At 67.4% G+C, this 13383-nt stretch carries 16 protein-coding genes and 3 tRNA genes; 12 read left to right on the top strand and 7 right to left on the bottom strand.

The window, feature by feature from the left end:
* Nucleotides 1-4: 4 nt before the first annotated feature.
* The 3 genes from RCP80_RS19485 to RCP80_RS19475 all read right to left on the bottom strand — a co-directional run bounded on the left by RCP80_RS19485 (nt 5) and on the right by RCP80_RS19475 (nt 3160).
* On the bottom strand, nt 5-1030 hold the full coding sequence (locus RCP80_RS19485; RefSeq protein WP_308479238.1) for an NAD(P)H-dependent glycerol-3-phosphate dehydrogenase: 1026 nt from the start codon (nt 1028-1030) through the stop codon (nt 5-7).
* A gap of 58 nt (nt 1031-1088) precedes the next feature.
* Complete coding sequence (locus RCP80_RS19480) at nt 1089-2600, bottom strand: flavin-containing monooxygenase (protein WP_308479237.1); 1512 nt, start codon at nt 2598-2600, stop codon at nt 1089-1091.
* 68 nt (nt 2601-2668) lie between these two features.
* Nucleotides 2669-3160, bottom strand: a complete 492-nt coding sequence (locus tag RCP80_RS19475) for a YajQ family cyclic di-GMP-binding protein (protein WP_308479236.1) — start codon at nt 3158-3160, stop codon at nt 2669-2671.
* A 118-nt stretch (nt 3161-3278) separates the two neighbouring features.
* Here RCP80_RS19475 and RCP80_RS19470 point away from each other — a divergent pair.
* The 4 genes from RCP80_RS19470 to RCP80_RS19455 all read left to right on the top strand — a co-directional run bounded on the left by RCP80_RS19470 (nt 3279) and on the right by RCP80_RS19455 (nt 5470).
* Nucleotides 3279-3361 (top strand) — tRNA-Tyr (locus RCP80_RS19470).
* A gap of 216 nt (nt 3362-3577) precedes the next feature.
* Entirely contained in the window at nt 3578-4399 is an 822-nt protein-coding gene (locus RCP80_RS19465; RefSeq protein WP_308479235.1) for a TspO-related membrane protein, read from the top strand.
* A 368-nt stretch (nt 4400-4767) separates the two neighbouring features.
* Entirely contained in the window at nt 4768-5079 is a 312-nt protein-coding gene (usfY, locus tag RCP80_RS19460; RefSeq protein ID WP_308479234.1) for a protein UsfY, read from the top strand.
* A 166-nt stretch (nt 5080-5245) separates the two neighbouring features.
* The gene (locus RCP80_RS19455; RefSeq protein ID WP_308479233.1) at nt 5246-5470 is read left to right on the top strand and encodes a hypothetical protein; all 225 of its coding nucleotides are present in this window, start codon (nt 5246-5248) and stop codon (nt 5468-5470) included.
* Here RCP80_RS19455 and RCP80_RS19450 read toward each other — a convergent pair whose 3' ends face one another.
* On the bottom strand, nt 5471-5803 hold the full coding sequence (locus tag RCP80_RS19450; RefSeq protein ID WP_308479232.1) for a GNAT family N-acetyltransferase: 333 nt from the start codon (nt 5801-5803) through the stop codon (nt 5471-5473).
* Nucleotides 5803-6783: a pirin family protein gene (locus RCP80_RS19445; protein ID WP_308479231.1), complete on the bottom strand. Its 981-nt coding sequence runs from the start codon at nt 6781-6783 to the stop codon at nt 5803-5805. Before RCP80_RS19445 ends, RCP80_RS19450 begins: the two co-directional genes overlap by 1 nt.
* 95 nt (nt 6784-6878) lie before the next feature.
* On the opposite strand from RCP80_RS19445, the gene RCP80_RS19440 reads away from it, so the two are divergent.
* The gene (locus RCP80_RS19440; RefSeq protein WP_308479230.1) at nt 6879-8531 is read left to right on the top strand and encodes an NERD domain-containing protein; all 1653 of its coding nucleotides are present in this window, start codon (nt 6879-6881) and stop codon (nt 8529-8531) included.
* A 13-nt stretch (nt 8532-8544) separates the two neighbouring features.
* Here the strand turns inward: RCP80_RS19440 and RCP80_RS19435 are convergent, their stop codons facing one another.
* Complete coding sequence (locus RCP80_RS19435) at nt 8545-9243, bottom strand: crotonase/enoyl-CoA hydratase family protein (protein WP_308479229.1); 699 nt, start codon at nt 9241-9243, stop codon at nt 8545-8547.
* Nucleotides 9244-9310: 67 nt separating this feature from the next.
* Nucleotides 9311-10048, bottom strand: coding sequence for an MBL fold metallo-hydrolase (locus RCP80_RS19430; RefSeq protein ID WP_308479228.1), 738 nt, complete (start codon nt 10046-10048; stop codon nt 9311-9313).
* Nucleotides 10049-10148: 100 nt separating this feature from the next.
* On the opposite strand from RCP80_RS19430, the gene RCP80_RS19425 reads away from it, so the two are divergent.
* From RCP80_RS19425 to hadB, 7 genes are all read left to right on the top strand, one after another.
* A complete protein-coding gene (locus RCP80_RS19425) occupies nt 10149-10598 on the top strand; it encodes an RrF2 family transcriptional regulator (RefSeq protein ID WP_308479227.1) in 450 nt (149 codons plus the stop codon).
* Nucleotides 10595-11839 (top strand): globin domain-containing protein, encoded by a 1245-nt coding sequence (locus RCP80_RS19420; protein ID WP_308479226.1) that lies wholly within the window; start codon nt 10595-10597, stop codon nt 11837-11839. The genes RCP80_RS19425 and RCP80_RS19420 overlap by 4 nt, the downstream gene beginning before the upstream one ends.
* 186 nt (nt 11840-12025) lie before the next feature.
* Nucleotides 12026-12098, top strand: a tRNA-Thr gene (locus tag RCP80_RS19415).
* 38 nt (nt 12099-12136) lie between these two features.
* Nucleotides 12137-12210 (top strand) — tRNA-Met (locus RCP80_RS19410).
* A 38-nt stretch (nt 12211-12248) separates the two neighbouring features.
* Entirely contained in the window at nt 12249-12416 is a 168-nt protein-coding gene (gene rpmG / locus RCP80_RS19405) for a 50S ribosomal protein L33 (protein ID WP_308479225.1), read from the top strand.
* Nucleotides 12417-12477: 61 nt separating this feature from the next.
* Nucleotides 12478-12957, top strand: a complete 480-nt coding sequence (hadA, locus tag RCP80_RS19400) for a (3R)-hydroxyacyl-ACP dehydratase subunit HadA (RefSeq protein WP_308479224.1) — start codon at nt 12478-12480, stop codon at nt 12955-12957.
* Nucleotides 12944-13372, top strand: a complete 429-nt coding sequence (hadB, locus tag RCP80_RS19395) for a (3R)-hydroxyacyl-ACP dehydratase subunit HadB (RefSeq protein ID WP_308479223.1) — start codon at nt 12944-12946, stop codon at nt 13370-13372. The genes hadA and hadB overlap by 14 nt, the downstream gene beginning before the upstream one ends.
* Nucleotides 13373-13383 lie beyond the last annotated feature (11 nt).

Genomic DNA, 13383 nt, shown 5'->3' with positions numbered 1-13383 from the left:
GGGCTCAGAAGCCTGAGCCGTGCACCTCGTGGCCGGGCTTCTCGGCGATCAGGCCGCGGTAGGCCTGCTCGACCGTCGAGCCGTGATTGATCACGCCGTCGACCTCGCGCGCGATCGGCATGTTCAGGCCGTACTCGTTGGCGAACTCCATGACCACGCTGGCAGCCTTGACGCCCTCGGCGACCTGGTTCATCGCGGCGATGACCTCATCGATGGTCTTGCCCTGGCCCAGTTGTTCCCCGACGTGGCGGTTGCGGCTGCGCTGTGAGGTGCAGGTGACGATCAGATCGCCCATTCCCGCCAGGCCGGAGAAAGTGTCGCGCTTGCCGCCGGTCGCCTCGCCGAGCTTGGACATCTCGCTGATCGCGCGGGCCATCACCATGGCCCGGGTGTTCTCGCCGATGCCCAGCGAGTAGCCCATCCCGACCGCGATGGCGTACACGTTCTTCAACGCCCCGGCCATCTCGACACCGATCACGTCGTCGGTCGTGTAGGTGCGAAACCGCTTCGTGCGGAATAATTTCGCGAGATTGGCGGCCAGGCTCGGATCGGGCATCGCCAACACCGCTGCGGCGGCGTATCCCTCGGCGACCTCGCGGGCGATGTTGGGACCGGCCAGGATGCCGGCCGGGTGGCCCGGCAGCACCTCCTCGACGATCTGGCTCATCCGCATATTGGTGCCCTGCTCCAGGCCCTTGACCAGCGACACCACCGGAACCCACGGTCGCAGTTCCTTGGCCAGCTCACCGAGCACGCTGCGGAAGCCGTGCGAGGGCACCCCCATCACGATGACGTCGGCGCAGTTCGCGGCCTCGGAGAAGTCGTTGGTGGCGCGCAGCGATTCCGGCAGTTCCACCTCGCCGCCGAGATAGCTGGTGTTGCGGTGGTGTTCGTTGATGTCCTTGGCCGTGGCCTCGGAACGCACCCACTGCAGCGTCGGGCCGCGCCGCGCGCAGATCGCCGCGACCGTCGTTCCCCACGAGCCGCCACCGAGCACAACAACCTTGGGCTGACGCACATCCGCACTCATGGCGACAGCGTATGCGGGCGCCGCAGATCGTCGGGCGGTTCGGGCGAACTTTCGTGGCTCAGGCGCTGAGGCGGCTGCGGTGTGCGACGCGACCGAACACCATCGACTCCTCGATGCGGTCGAACCGGTGGTCGATGGCGTCGGCGAAGAAGTTCTGCCGCACGTTCCACGGACGTTTGGTGCCCGACTTCGGCAGCGCATGCGGGGCCCGCTGCACGTATCCGGCGTTGATGTCCCAGGCCGGCTTCTCCGGCATCGGCTCATCGCCCAGGTGCGGGTAGGCGTGGCTGTAGCCGTGCTCGTCCATGTAGGCCACCAGCTTGGCGAAGTGCTCGGCGGTCATGTCGGCGCGCAGCGTCCAGGAGGCGTTGGTGTAGCCCACGCACCAGGCCAGGTTGGGCACGTCCTCGAGCAGATAGGCCTTGTAGACGTAGCGGTCCTGCGGCTTGATCTCGGTGCCGTCCAGGCTGATTCGGGCTCCGCCGAGGGCCTGCAGCTGCAGACCGGTCGCGGTCGCCACGATGTCGGCGGTGAGGTGCCGGCCGGACTTGAGCCAGATTCCGGTGGCGTCGAAGCGGTCGATCTGGTCGGTGATGATCTCCACCCGGCCCGAGGACACCGCGTTGAACAGGTCGCCGTCGGCGTCGAGGCACAACCGCTGATCCCACGGGTTGTAGCGGGGGTTGAAGTGCACGTCGACGGGATAGCCGCTGGGCAGGTTCGCGACCGCACGGCTGCGGATGAACCGCCGCATCATGGCCGGGAACTTCTGCGACAAGAACCAGACGACCCCCTCGAAGATCGCGGCATACCACCGGGCGAACCAATGGGACACCTTGCGCGGCAGGGTATTACGGACGAACTGGATCAGGCCGTTGACCCGGGCGCCCGGGAAAATATAGGTGGGGGAGCGCTGCAGCATGACCACCTTGGCCGCGCGTTGCGACAGCGCCGGGACCAGGGTGACCGCGGTGGCGCCGCTGCCGATCACCACGACCCGCTTGTCGGAGTAGTCCAGGTCCTCGGGCCAGTGCTGCGGGTTGACGACGGTGCCCTCGAAGTTCTCGATGCCACTGAACTCCGGAACGTAGGGCTCGTCGTAGTTGTAATAGCCGCTGCCGAAGAACAGGAAGCGGGCCCGATACGACTTGGTGGCCCCGTCCTGCTCCACCTGCACGGTCCAGGTGTCGGTCGTCGAATCCCAGTTCGCGGCGCGGACGTAGCACCCGAACCGGATGTGCTCGGCGATGTCGTGCTTGTCGGCGAAGTCGACGAGGTAGTTGCGGATGTCGGTGCCGTCGGCCACACCTTCGGTGTGCGTCCACGGTTCGTACGGGAAGCTCAGCGTGAAGATCGAACTGTCCGAACGCACCCCGGGGTAGCGGAACAGGTCCCAGGTGCCGCCGATCTGATCGCGGCGCTCGAGGATGACGTACCGCTTGCCGGGGTTGCGCTCGGTCAAGCGATACGCCGCGCCCAACCCGGAGATACCGGCCCCGACGATCAGGACGTCGAAGTCCTCGGCGTCGTCGCCGGTATCGGTGTGCGGTTCGTGCTCAATCGCAGTCATGCTGGCCTCTCGCGGGTGTGGTGTTCATCACCCACGATATGCATCAACCGACCGGTGGGCCAGTGCCCCTACCGGTAGTTGACGAACTGCACCGCCACCTCGAGATCGGAACCCTTCAGCAGCGCGATCACGGCCTGCAGGTCGTCGCGCTTCTTGGAGCTCACCCGGATCTCCTCGCCCTGGATCTGCGCCTTGACGCCCTTGGGGCCCTCGTCGCGGATGAGCTTGGTGATTTTCTTCGCGTTCTCGCTGTCGATGCCCTGCTTGAGCGTGCCGGTGACCTTGTAGGTCTTGCCGCTGGCCTGCGGCTCGCCGGCGTCGAAGGCCTTCATCGAGATGTCGCGGCGGACCAGCTTTTCCTTGAACACGTCGACGGCCGCCTTCAGCCGCTCCTCGGTGGAGCTGACCAACTCGATGGCCTCCTCGCCCTTCCACTCGATGGTGGTGTCGGTGCCACGGAAGTCGAAGCGCGTCGCCAGCTCCTTGGCAGCCTGATTGAGCGCGTTGTCGACCTCCTGGCGGTCGACCTTGCTCACGACGTCGAACGATGAATCCGCCATTGGATCCGTCCCCTCTACTCGGTGATGTGCCGTTTTCGTGTTGGGTACATCCTCGTTGTACCCTGCTATTCGCACCAACCCGGGTGTAGATCGAGCCCGGGGTGCGGCGCAGTACCACGGCAGGTTGCCCGAGCGGCCAATGGGAGCGGACTGTAAATCCGTCGGCTTACGCCTACACAGGTTCGAATCCTGTACCTGCCACGCGTACGTTCAGGCCCCCTCTTGCGAGGGGGCCTGATTGCGTTGTGGGGTAGTCAGCCGCGACCGTTCGCTGCGGTGAGCCGGGCCATGCCGCGGAGCATCCAGGCCCGCGCACAATTGCCGCGCCGCGCTCCGCGCTCCCCGGGCGCGCCAGGATTCAATCGCGCTCCCAGCGGGCATAGTCCCTGCACCCGCACCACACCAAAGGAGCCCAGAATGTCCTCCCCTGCTGCCGGCCCCGGCGTTCAGAAACGAGCGCTCAGCGCCCTGCTGCTGGCGACCGGCGTCAGCCTCGCCACGGCGGCGATGATCCTGGTCAATTTCCTGGCCAACGCGCTGCCCATCAACGGCCAGACCACCGGCGACGTCACCCGCGGGTACGAGGTGTACTTCATTCCGGCGGGCTACGCGTTCAGCATCTGGAGCCTGATCTATCTGGGCCTGGTCGTCTACAGCGTCTATCTGAGCCTGGCCGTGGCGCGTGGCCGCGGCGCGGACAGCGCGCTCGCGATCGCCCCCTGGTATCTGCTCACCGCGGTGGCGAACGCGTGCTGGCTGATCGCCTGGCATCACAATCAGTTCCCGCTGAGCATGCTGTTGATGGTCGTGCTGCTGGCGGCGTTGATCGTGATCTACCGCAAGCTGGTGGTCCGGCCCGCCGACTCCAAATTCGAACTGTGGTCGGTGCACATCCCGTTCCGCATCTACCTCGGCTGGATCTCGGTGGCGACGATCGCGAACGCCACCATCACGCTCGACGACGCCGGCTGGAACGGCTTCGGCATCGCCGAACCCACGTGGGGCGTCATCATGATCGCGGTGGCCACCGTGCTGGGCCTGGCAATGGCCTTCCTGCACGCCGACGCGGCCTATGTGGCAGTGGTGATCTGGGCTCTGGTCGCAGTGGCGGTGCGCCTGAGCGACACCACCTCGATCCTGGTCGCGGCGCTGCTCGGTGCCGTCGTGCTGGGGCTGGCGTTGGTCGCGAATCTGCTGCGGGCGCCGAGGGGAGCATCCCGCGCCGGCGGCCACTCCTGAGCATCGCGGTCGGCGGGTCGAGTTCGGGGCAGGCAGCAGTACTCGCCCAGCACTCCGGGGCGACGGCGGCGACCCAATCTGGTTGGACCCCAGGGCATCTCGAGTGACCGCCGGGGCCGGCGCGGCGGGGTTGATATGCCAGTCCGGGCCGCGTCGCGCGTCGCCCCGCCGGCGTACGGCCAAAGTGGTTGATAGTCAAATGGGTTGAGGGCATCGCCGAGGCGGGCGAAATGCCGGAAGTTACTCGCACAAACCGGCCCAAACTCACCTTTGGGCGAAGCGCGGGCGGGTGGGCGAAGCGCGGCGAGCTGTGATGCGCATCACAACAGGAGTATCGTGGGGGCATCTCTGCGACGAAGGGAGATGCCATGAAGGGCGCGCATCGGGACCCCATCGATCACGCACGTACCACCCAGCCGCGAGCCGGTGAATCGTTCATCGACACGCTGTGGTGGCCCGGGCTACTCCTGTTGGGCATCGGCACCGTGCTCATCGCCTGCACCGTGGCGGCGTCGGCCTACGGCAACAGCAGTCTGTCGCTGACCCTGGCGCTCATCGCCGGCGCCATCGTGACCGCGGGCACGTTGTTGATCACCCTGGAGCATCAGCGGGTCAACCGCGTCGAACGTCGGTGGCGGGCCGAGCACCCGGACCGGATGCCGCACCTGCGCGCGAGCTAGCCGGCGGCCGATCCGGGGTAACCGCATTCTCGCAGCGTGCGGCCTGCGAGGCTGTCACCTGCGGAAATAGCTTAGCTGGCCTTACATATCGGTTTTGGTGTGTCATTGTGTTTTATCCCACACCTCGGCTTACACTGTGGCCCACGCCATAGTGAAGGGGATTGCAATGGTCAGGTTTGATGAGGGCACCGCGGGACAGTCCAAGAAGGCGCTGCCGCCCGCTGCGGGTGGATCCATCAGCGGCCATCGCGCTCTGCTCGGTGTGCTGTTGCTGCTCATCGGCGTCGCCGTTGTCACCGGCGTCGCCGTGGCGGTGATGAGCGGGCAACCCGCCATCGCGATCGCCATCGGACTGGTGGGTGCCGCGTTCTTCAGCCGGGTGGGCGCCTGACTAGTCGGGCAACCCCTGCCGGATCTCCGGCGTCGCCGCATCGGTGATGTCGGCGAACTCCGGATGCTTGTCGATGTAGGCCGCGACCATCTCGCACACCGGGACTATGCGGGTGCCGTCGGCGCGGGTGGCCTGCAGCGCCGCACCGATGAGCAGGGTCGCGAGCCCACGCCCCTCGTAGCCGTCGGCCACCTCGGTGTGGAAGAAGACCCGCTTGCCGTCGCGTGCGGCGAAGGCGGCGTGGCCCACCGTTTTTCCTTCTACGTCGACGTTGAACCGGTCGGCTTCCCGCGTGACGGTGACCGGGGCGCCGGTCTTGTCGGTGAGAGTCATCAGATGCCCTTTCGTTGGGGTTGTTGCCGTGGCTTGAGGCGGGTGGTGGGCAGCGCCGGGGCCGGAATCCGCTCCAGCGCACCCTGATAGCCGAGGACCGCACCGAACCGGTCCGAGCCGGCCTCCCACTGCTCGCGGTACTGCGCGATCTCCTCATGCGTGCGGCCCACGAAGTTCCACCACATCAGCAGTTCCTCGGTGAACGGCTCGCCCCCGAGCAGGATCGCCCGCAGCGGGTCGGTGCCGGTGTTGGTCAGCTCCCACGTCGACCGACCGGGTCCCTGATAGGCCAATTCGTGGGGCTGTACGGGGGTCTCGGCCAGGCGCAGCGCGCCCCGGTCGAGCAACACCGCGTGCTCGAACGCCGGGTCGATCGGCAGTTGCACCGAAGTGTCGGGCGGCAGCTCGATCTGCGCACCGAGCAGCGGCGTCGCGGTCGGTACGGGCGAACTCGCGCCCGCCAGCGAGCCGAGGAACACCCGCAGCGTCGCAGCGCCGACGACGGTCGGTTCGGGTGCGAAGTGATCGAATCCGCGATCCCCGTTGCGGGTCGCCGCCGGCAGCGCCAGCCACAATTGCACGCCGTGCAGAACGCTCGTCGCCGACGTCGACACCTCGGAGTGGCAGATACCGGCGCCGGCCGTCATCAAATTGAGCTCACCCGGGCGGACCATCGCGTGCACACCGGCCGAGTCGCGGTGTTCGACCTCGCCGCTGAACAGCCAGCTGACCGTGGACAATCCGGTGTGTGGATGCGGTGCGACGTCCATGCCCGGGCGGGTCCGCACGTCCTCGGGGCCATAGTGGTCGACGAAACACCACGCGCCGACCATCGACCGCTGACGCTGCGGCAGCGTGCGTTTGACGCGCATCGCGCGCGGGCCACCGAGCGGCACGTCGCGCGGCGCAAGGATCTCGATGCGTTCGGTGGGCCCGGCGGCGCAATCTACTTCGACGGGGTCGACCTCGAGATTGCTCATCACCTGTGATGGTCCGCGTTGGCGCGGCTGAGCGCAACTGTCGGTGGCTGCGGCTACCATCTCGACGCACGAGCGGACGTGGGAAGGGGGCCGCGGTGACCGCGAGTCCTGACGAGGTGCCCAGACTGATCAACGGCGCCGAACGCCGGGTCTGGGATGAGTTGACCGCGCAGCTGAGTTCGCGGGATCTGGCCATTCCGGGCAAGCGGGTGACCGACCACCTCAAGGACCACGAGGTCGACTTCGTCGTCGCGATGGAGGGCGCGGGCGTCGTGTGCCTGGAGGTCAAGGGCGGTGAGGTCACCCACGACGGCATCAGCTGGCGCCAGCGCCGCCGCGACGGCCGCGACCATGAGATCGAGCCGGTCCGACAGGCGCGCGAAGCGTGCTACGCGCTGCGCTCCTTCATCGAGGCCGACCCACGTTGGACCCAGCGCCGGTTGCGGTGGGACCACGTCGTGGTCTTCCCGAACTCCGCTGTCCCGCAGGACTTCGCGTTGCCCGAGTGCCCGCGTTGGAAGGTCATCGACCGCGACGACCTGCCGCACATCGTCGACCGGCTCACCCGGGTGCTGCTCGATCAGGAGCTGGATCGGCCGTTGCTGGCCGCCGAGGGCATCGAGCAACTGCAGGTCGTGCTCAGCGGGCGCGGTCTGCCACAACGCGATGTGGTGGCGCGGGCGTTGGCGAACGAGGACGCCGCCGACATGCTCACCGACCACCAGTCGGTGATCCTGGACGCCATCCGGCAGCTGAACCGGGTGGAGGTGCGCGGGGGAGCGGGCAGCGGCAAGACATTTCTGGCGGTCGAGCAGGCGCGTCGGCTGGCCCAGCGCGGCCAGCGGGTGGCGCTGGTGTGCTACTCGCACGGGCTGGCCAGTTACCTGCAACGCGTCACCGCGAAATGGCCGCGCCGCCAACAACCCGCCTACGTCGGGGAGTTCCATCGGCTCGGGGTGACCTGGGGCGCGCCCGAGGGGCCGGACGAGTCGGTCCGCAACGACGAGACCGTCAGGTTCTGGGAACACGACCTGCCGCACCAGATGGCGCAGTTGGCCTCGGCCCTGGAACCCGGCCATCGGTTCGACGCCGTGGTGATCGACGAGGCGCAGGATTTCGCCGACGCCTGGTGGGATCCGATCCTGGCGGCGCTGCGTGACGACGAATCCGACGGCATCTACGTGTTCACCGACGAGGGCCAGCGGGTCTTCGACCGATACGGCGCGCCGCCGGTGCCGCTGGTGCCGTTGATCCTCGATCACAATCTGCGCAACACCCGGCAGATCGCCACGGCGTTCCAGCCGCTGGTGGACCATCCGATGCGGTTCCTCGGCGGCGAGGGCCCCGCGGTCACCTACGTCGCGTGCAGCGCGGCGGATGCGATGGCGGCCGGGGACGATCAGGTCGATCTACTGCTGGATGCCGGTTGGCGTCCCGAGGACGTCGCGCTGTTGACCACCGGAAGCCGGCACCCCGAACAGGTGGCGCGCCAGGCCGGCGGCCACGACGCCTACTGGGACAGCTTCTGGGACACCGACCAGGTGTTCTACGGACACGTGCTGGGGTTCAAGGGTCTGGAGCGGCGCGCCGTGGTGCTGGTGGTCAACGAACAGGCCAAGTTCGAACGCTCCCGGGAACGGCTGTACGTGGGCCTGTCCCGGGCCCGGGATCAGCTCGTGGTCTGCGGGGATCCCGAGTTCATCGCCGCCGTCGGCGGGCCGGATCTGGCCCACCGTCTCGGTCTCTGAGCGGCGAAACCGCTCAGGGCATCCCGAGTTCGGCGGCCATCCCGTCGATCCCGGCGCGGATGCCCGCCAGGGCGTCGGCGCGGGCGCGCAGCTTGCACTCGAGGTGGGCCCGCTGGTGCAGGTTGGCGTACTCGCGGGCGGCCTCCTCGGCGCGCTCCAAAACCAGTTCCGGCAACGCGATTTCGTCGATCCAGCCCGCGGCCTGCGCGGCCTCGCCGAAATACACCTTGGCCAGGCCCGCCGCCTGCTGGTAGGCCGACGGCGTCAGCCGCAGCTCCATCACCGCGAGCGCCGCATGCGGCAACACCATTCCGATGGCGACCTCGTTGGCCTGAATGTTGTAGCCGGGAGCCGCAATTCGGTGATCGCCGCTGCACAGCAGAAATGCGCCCATCGCGATGGCGTGCCCGGTGCAGGCGATCACGACCGGCCTGGGGAACGACAGCAGTCGGTGGGACAGTTCGAAACCGCCCTTGAGCATCGCCAGTGCGGCCTCGGGGTCCCCGGACTGGAACACCTTCAGGTCGAACCCGCCGCTGAGCACCTTTTGGTTGCCCGCGATCACCACCGCGCCGACGCCGTCGCCCTCGGCGCGGTCGAGCGCGTCGGAGATCGCCTGCTGCATCTGCGGGCCCAGGACGTTGGCCTTGCCGTCGTCGAGGGTGATCACGGCGATCGAATCGTCGTGGCGATAGGTGACCGGACCGCTCATGATGCTCCTCGAGGATGACACGTGGGATGACCGACCTCGACGTTACCGCCGGGCGGTCACGCGGGACTCAGCCGCCCATCAGCATGCGCCACTGGTCCAGGTTCGAGGCCCGGTAGACGTAGTTGGTCCGTTTGACCTCCTCCAGCGGGGCGCTGGGCTCGGCCGAGTACCAGTGCCCGGGGAACACCGTCGGGTCACCGGAGAGCGCCGCCAACTGCTGCAGGCTGCGGAACATCTCGTTGACGTCGCCGCCCGGGAAGTCGGTGCGGCCGCAGCCCTCGAGGAACAGCGTGTCGCCGGCCACCAGTCGACCGTCCACCAGGAAGCACTGGCTGCCCGGGGTGTGGCCGGGGGTGTGCAGCAATTCGATCTCGATGTCGCCGACGCTCACCTTGTCGCCGTGCTCGTGGGCGGTCAGCTCAGCCATCGGGATCTCGGTGGTGCGGGAAACCCATTGGGCTTCATGCGTGTTGACGTGGATCGGCACGCTTTGGCGTTCCATCAGCTCGGCGAGGCCGGCCAGCGTGAACCCCATCATGGTGCCGCCGACGTGGTCGGGATGGTGATGGGTGACCAGCACACCGGACAGTCGCATGCCGTCACCCTCGGCGATGTCGAGGAGGTCACCGGCCGCGTAGGCCGGGTCGACCACCACGCAGTCACCGGTTTCCCGGTCGCCGATCAGGTAGGCGAAGTTGCGCATCTGATCGGCGATCATGTCGCCGACGGCGTAGTCGCGGCCGGACAGAAGTTGGCGAAAGTAGAGCCGGTCCTGGGATGTCGAAGCAGCTGTCGGGTTAGCCATGCCTCCATCATTGCAGGTCAAAAAACCGCACTTCACACGGTGTTTAACCACACACCGCCAAAATTCGCATCTGGGATGCGCAATAAATACCGTCAGCTTCATGCAGCTCACACGGTTCACCGATTTAGGACTCCGGGCCATGATGCTGCTGGCGGCCGGGGAGTCCGCGGACCGGCGGGTGACCACCCGCGCCATCGCCGCCGGGGCGCACGCCTCCGAGCACCACGTCGCCAAGGCGGTGTCCCGGCTCGCCGAGTTGGGCATGCTGCACGCGCGCCGCGGCCGGGTCGGCGGACTGCTGCTCACCGAGGCCGGCCGCACCGCGTCGGTCGGCTGGCTGGTGCGCCAACTCGAAGGCGACCGCGAGGTCATCGAATGCGGCGGGGACAACCCGTGCCCGCTGATCGCGGCCTGCCGACTGCGCCGCGCGCTCGCCGAGGCCAAAGAGGCGTTTTACCGCGAACTCGACCGATACACGGTCACCGATCTGGCCGGGAGCCCAAGCCTCCCGGTTGTTCTGCAACTCACTGGAGAAAGGACCCCACGATGACCGTCACCACCCCCGGATCGTCGGCCGTACGCGTCGAGCTCGAGCCGCACCACGTCGAGGTGATCAAGGCGACGCTGCCGCTGATCGGCGCCCACATCGACGACATCACCGGGCGGTTCTACGAGGGCCTGTTCGCCGCGCATCCCGCGCTGCTGCGCAACTTGTTCAACCGCGGCAACCAGGTCAGCGGCGCCCAGCAGCGGGCCCTGGCCGCCTCGATCGCGACGTTCGCCACCCATCTGGTGGATCCCGACCTGCCGCACCCCGCCGACCTGTTGTCCCGCATCGGGCACAAGCACGCCTCGCTGGGGGTGACCGCCGACCAGTACCCGATCGTGCACGAGCACCTGTTCGCGGCGATCGTCGCGGTGCTGGGCGCCGACACCGTGACCGCGGAGGTCGCCGCGGCCTGGGACCGGGTGTACTGGATGATGGCCGAGACCCTGATCGCCCTCGAGCACGAGTTGTACGACGCGGCCGGCGTCGCCGCCGGCGATGTCTACCGGCGCGCCAGGGTGCTCTCCCGGGTGGCCGACCCGTCGGGGGCGGTGCTGATCACCGTCCGTCCGCTGGCCGGTCCGCTCGGTGACTTCGTGCCCGGCCAGTACGTGTCGGTGGGCGTCACGATGTCCGACGGCGCCCGCCAACTCCGCCAGTACAGCCTGATCAACGTGCCCGGCAGCGGCGAACTGACGTTCGCGGTCAGGCCCGTGGACGCGGTCGAGGGTGCACCGGCCGGCGAGGTGTCCAGCTGGATCCGGGACAACATCTGCGTGGGCGACCTGGTGGATGTCACCGTCCCGTTCGGTGACCTGCCGGCCCCGGCCTCGGCCGCGACCCCGGTGGTGTTGATCTCGGCGGGCATCGGGATCACCCCGATGATCGGGATGCTCGAATACTTCGCCGCGCGCCGGACCGACGCGACCGTGCAGGTGCTGCACGCCGACCGCGGCGATCAGCAGCATCCGCTGCGCGAGCGCCAGCGCGAGCTGGTGGAGCAGTTGCCGCACGCAAGTCTCGACGTCTGGTACGAGGACGGCCTGACCGGCGGCCGGCCCGGTGTGCACGCGGGGCTGCTCGATCTCGACGCGCTCGCGGAGATCCCGGCCGGCGCCGAGGTGTACCTGTGCGGGAGCAACGGCTTCGTGCAGGCGGTGCGGGCGCAGCTGGCGACTCGGGGGGTGCCCGAGCACCGGGTGCATTGCGAGCTGTTCAGCCCGAACGACTGGCTGCTGGGCTAGTCCGCTCGGGCGGGCGAGGAGACCGGCGAAAATCGCGCCCCGGCCGGGGGTCGGGGCGCGATTTTGCGGGTTTTCGGCCCGTGGCACCCCGTTTGACCAGCGGTTTGGCGTACAAATGCCGCAGACTGTACCCTCTTTAAGGCCCGCCCGCCGTTTCCGAACGGACCGCGCGGGCCACGCAGTTCGGCCCCCTTAGCTCAGTCGGCAGAGCGTTTCCATGGTAAGGAAAAGGTCAACGGTTCGATTCCGTTAGGGGGCTCGGTGGATGCCGGACGGGGTGCCGACCGCGTCGATCGGGGCGGTGTAGCTCAGCTGGTTAGAGCGCACGACTCATAATCGTGAGGTCGGGGGATCGAGTCCCCCCACCGCTACAAGACAAGCATGACCCTAAAAGAGGAGAGCAGCCAAAGTGGCCTCCAGTACCGACGTCCGGCCCAAGATCACCTTGGCCTGCGACGTATGCAAGCACCGCAACTACATCACCAAGAAGAATCGTCGCAACGATCCCGACCGGTTGGAACTCAAGAAGTTCTGCCCGAACTGCGCTAAGCACCAACCCCATCGCGAGTCTCGCTGACGCGTTCCATCGGCGCAGACCGAAGCCGGTTTGCCGGGATCTACTAGGTAGGTTTTAGCCCGTGGCACTATCCGCAGACATCGTCGGGATGCATTACCGCTACCCCGACCATTACGTGGTGGAGCGGGAGAAGATCCGCGAGTACGCGACCGCCGTCAAGAACGACGATCCGGCGTTCTTCGAAGAATCGGCCGCCGAGGCCCTGGGCTACCAGGGTCTGCTGGCGCCGCTCACCTTCATCTCGGTGTTCGGTTACACCGCTCAGCGCGCGTTCTTCGCCAGCGCCGATATCGGCATTCACGACGCCAAGATCGTCCAGGTCGATCAGGAGTTGAAGTTCCTGCGTCCCATCCAGGTCGACGACAAGCTCTACTGCGACGTGTACGTGCATGCCGTGCGGCAGGCCCACGGCACCGACATCATTGTCACCAAGAACATCATCACCAATCAGGATGGCGAGTTAGTTCAGGAGACCTACACCACCCTTGCGGGGCGTAGTGAGGAAAACGGAGAGAGTGGCTTCAACGATGGCGCTGCGTGAATTCAGTTCAGTCCAGGTCGGCGATACCTTGCCGGAGAAGGTCATCCCGCTGACCAGGCAGGACTTGGTGAATTACGCTGGCGTATCCGGCGACCTCAACCCGATCCACTGGGACGATGAGACCGCCAAGCTGGTGGGCTTGGACACCGCGATCGCGCACGGCATGTTGACCATGGGCCTCGGCGGTGGCTTCGTGACGTCGTGGGTGGGTGATCCGGGCGCCGTGACCGAGTACAACGTGCGCTTCACCGCCGTGGTGCCGGTCCCCAACGACGCCAAGGGCGCCGAGATCGTGTTCAACGGTCGGGTCAAGTCGGTGGAACCCGAGACGAAGTCGGTGACGATCGCCATCAGCGCCACCACGGGCGGCAAGAAGATCTTCGGGCGCGCCGTGGCCACGGCGACGCTGGCCTAGTCGGGGATCGG

It is taken from the genome of Mycolicibacterium sp. MU0053 (genome assembly GCF_963378095.1).
Classification (GTDB): domain Bacteria; phylum Actinomycetota; class Actinomycetes; order Mycobacteriales; family Mycobacteriaceae; genus Mycobacterium; species Mycobacterium burgundiense.
The sequence above is the reverse complement of the archived record's forward strand: the minus strand, read 5'-3'. Positions and strand labels throughout refer to the sequence as shown.

What these genes read in the sequence shown, in the direction of transcription:
- RCP80_RS19485 (WP_308479238.1), bottom strand. Translation starts at nt 1,030, where the DNA reads ATGAGTGCGGATGTGCGTCAGCCCAAGGTTGTTGTGCTCGGTGGCGGC.
- RCP80_RS19420 (WP_308479226.1), top strand. Translation starts at nt 10,595, where the DNA reads ATGACCGTCACCACCCCCGGATCGTCGGCCGTACGCGTCGAGCTCGAG.
- RCP80_RS19430 (WP_308479228.1), bottom strand. Translation starts at nt 10,048, where the DNA reads ATGGCTAACCCGACAGCTGCTTCGACATCCCAGGACCGGCTCTACTTT.
- RCP80_RS19445 (WP_308479231.1), bottom strand. Translation starts at nt 6,783, where the DNA reads ATGAGCAATCTCGAGGTCGACCCCGTCGAAGTAGATTGCGCCGCCGGG.
- RCP80_RS19465 (WP_308479235.1), top strand. Translation starts at nt 3,578, where the DNA reads ATGTCCTCCCCTGCTGCCGGCCCCGGCGTTCAGAAACGAGCGCTCAGC.
- RCP80_RS19435 (WP_308479229.1), bottom strand. Translation starts at nt 9,243, where the DNA reads ATGAGCGGTCCGGTCACCTATCGCCACGACGATTCGATCGCCGTGATC.
- RCP80_RS19475 (WP_308479236.1), bottom strand. Translation starts at nt 3,160, where the DNA reads ATGGCGGATTCATCGTTCGACGTCGTGAGCAAGGTCGACCGCCAGGAG.
- RCP80_RS19455 (WP_308479233.1), top strand. Translation starts at nt 5,246, where the DNA reads ATGGTCAGGTTTGATGAGGGCACCGCGGGACAGTCCAAGAAGGCGCTG.
- RCP80_RS19425 (WP_308479227.1), top strand. Translation starts at nt 10,149, where the DNA reads ATGCAGCTCACACGGTTCACCGATTTAGGACTCCGGGCCATGATGCTG.
- hadB (WP_308479223.1), top strand. Translation starts at nt 12,944, where the DNA reads ATGGCGCTGCGTGAATTCAGTTCAGTCCAGGTCGGCGATACCTTGCCG.
- usfY (WP_308479234.1), top strand. Translation starts at nt 4,768, where the DNA reads ATGAAGGGCGCGCATCGGGACCCCATCGATCACGCACGTACCACCCAG.
- RCP80_RS19480 (WP_308479237.1), bottom strand. Translation starts at nt 2,600, where the DNA reads ATGACTGCGATTGAGCACGAACCGCACACCGATACCGGCGACGACGCC.
- RCP80_RS19450 (WP_308479232.1), bottom strand. Translation starts at nt 5,803, where the DNA reads ATGACTCTCACCGACAAGACCGGCGCCCCGGTCACCGTCACGCGGGAA.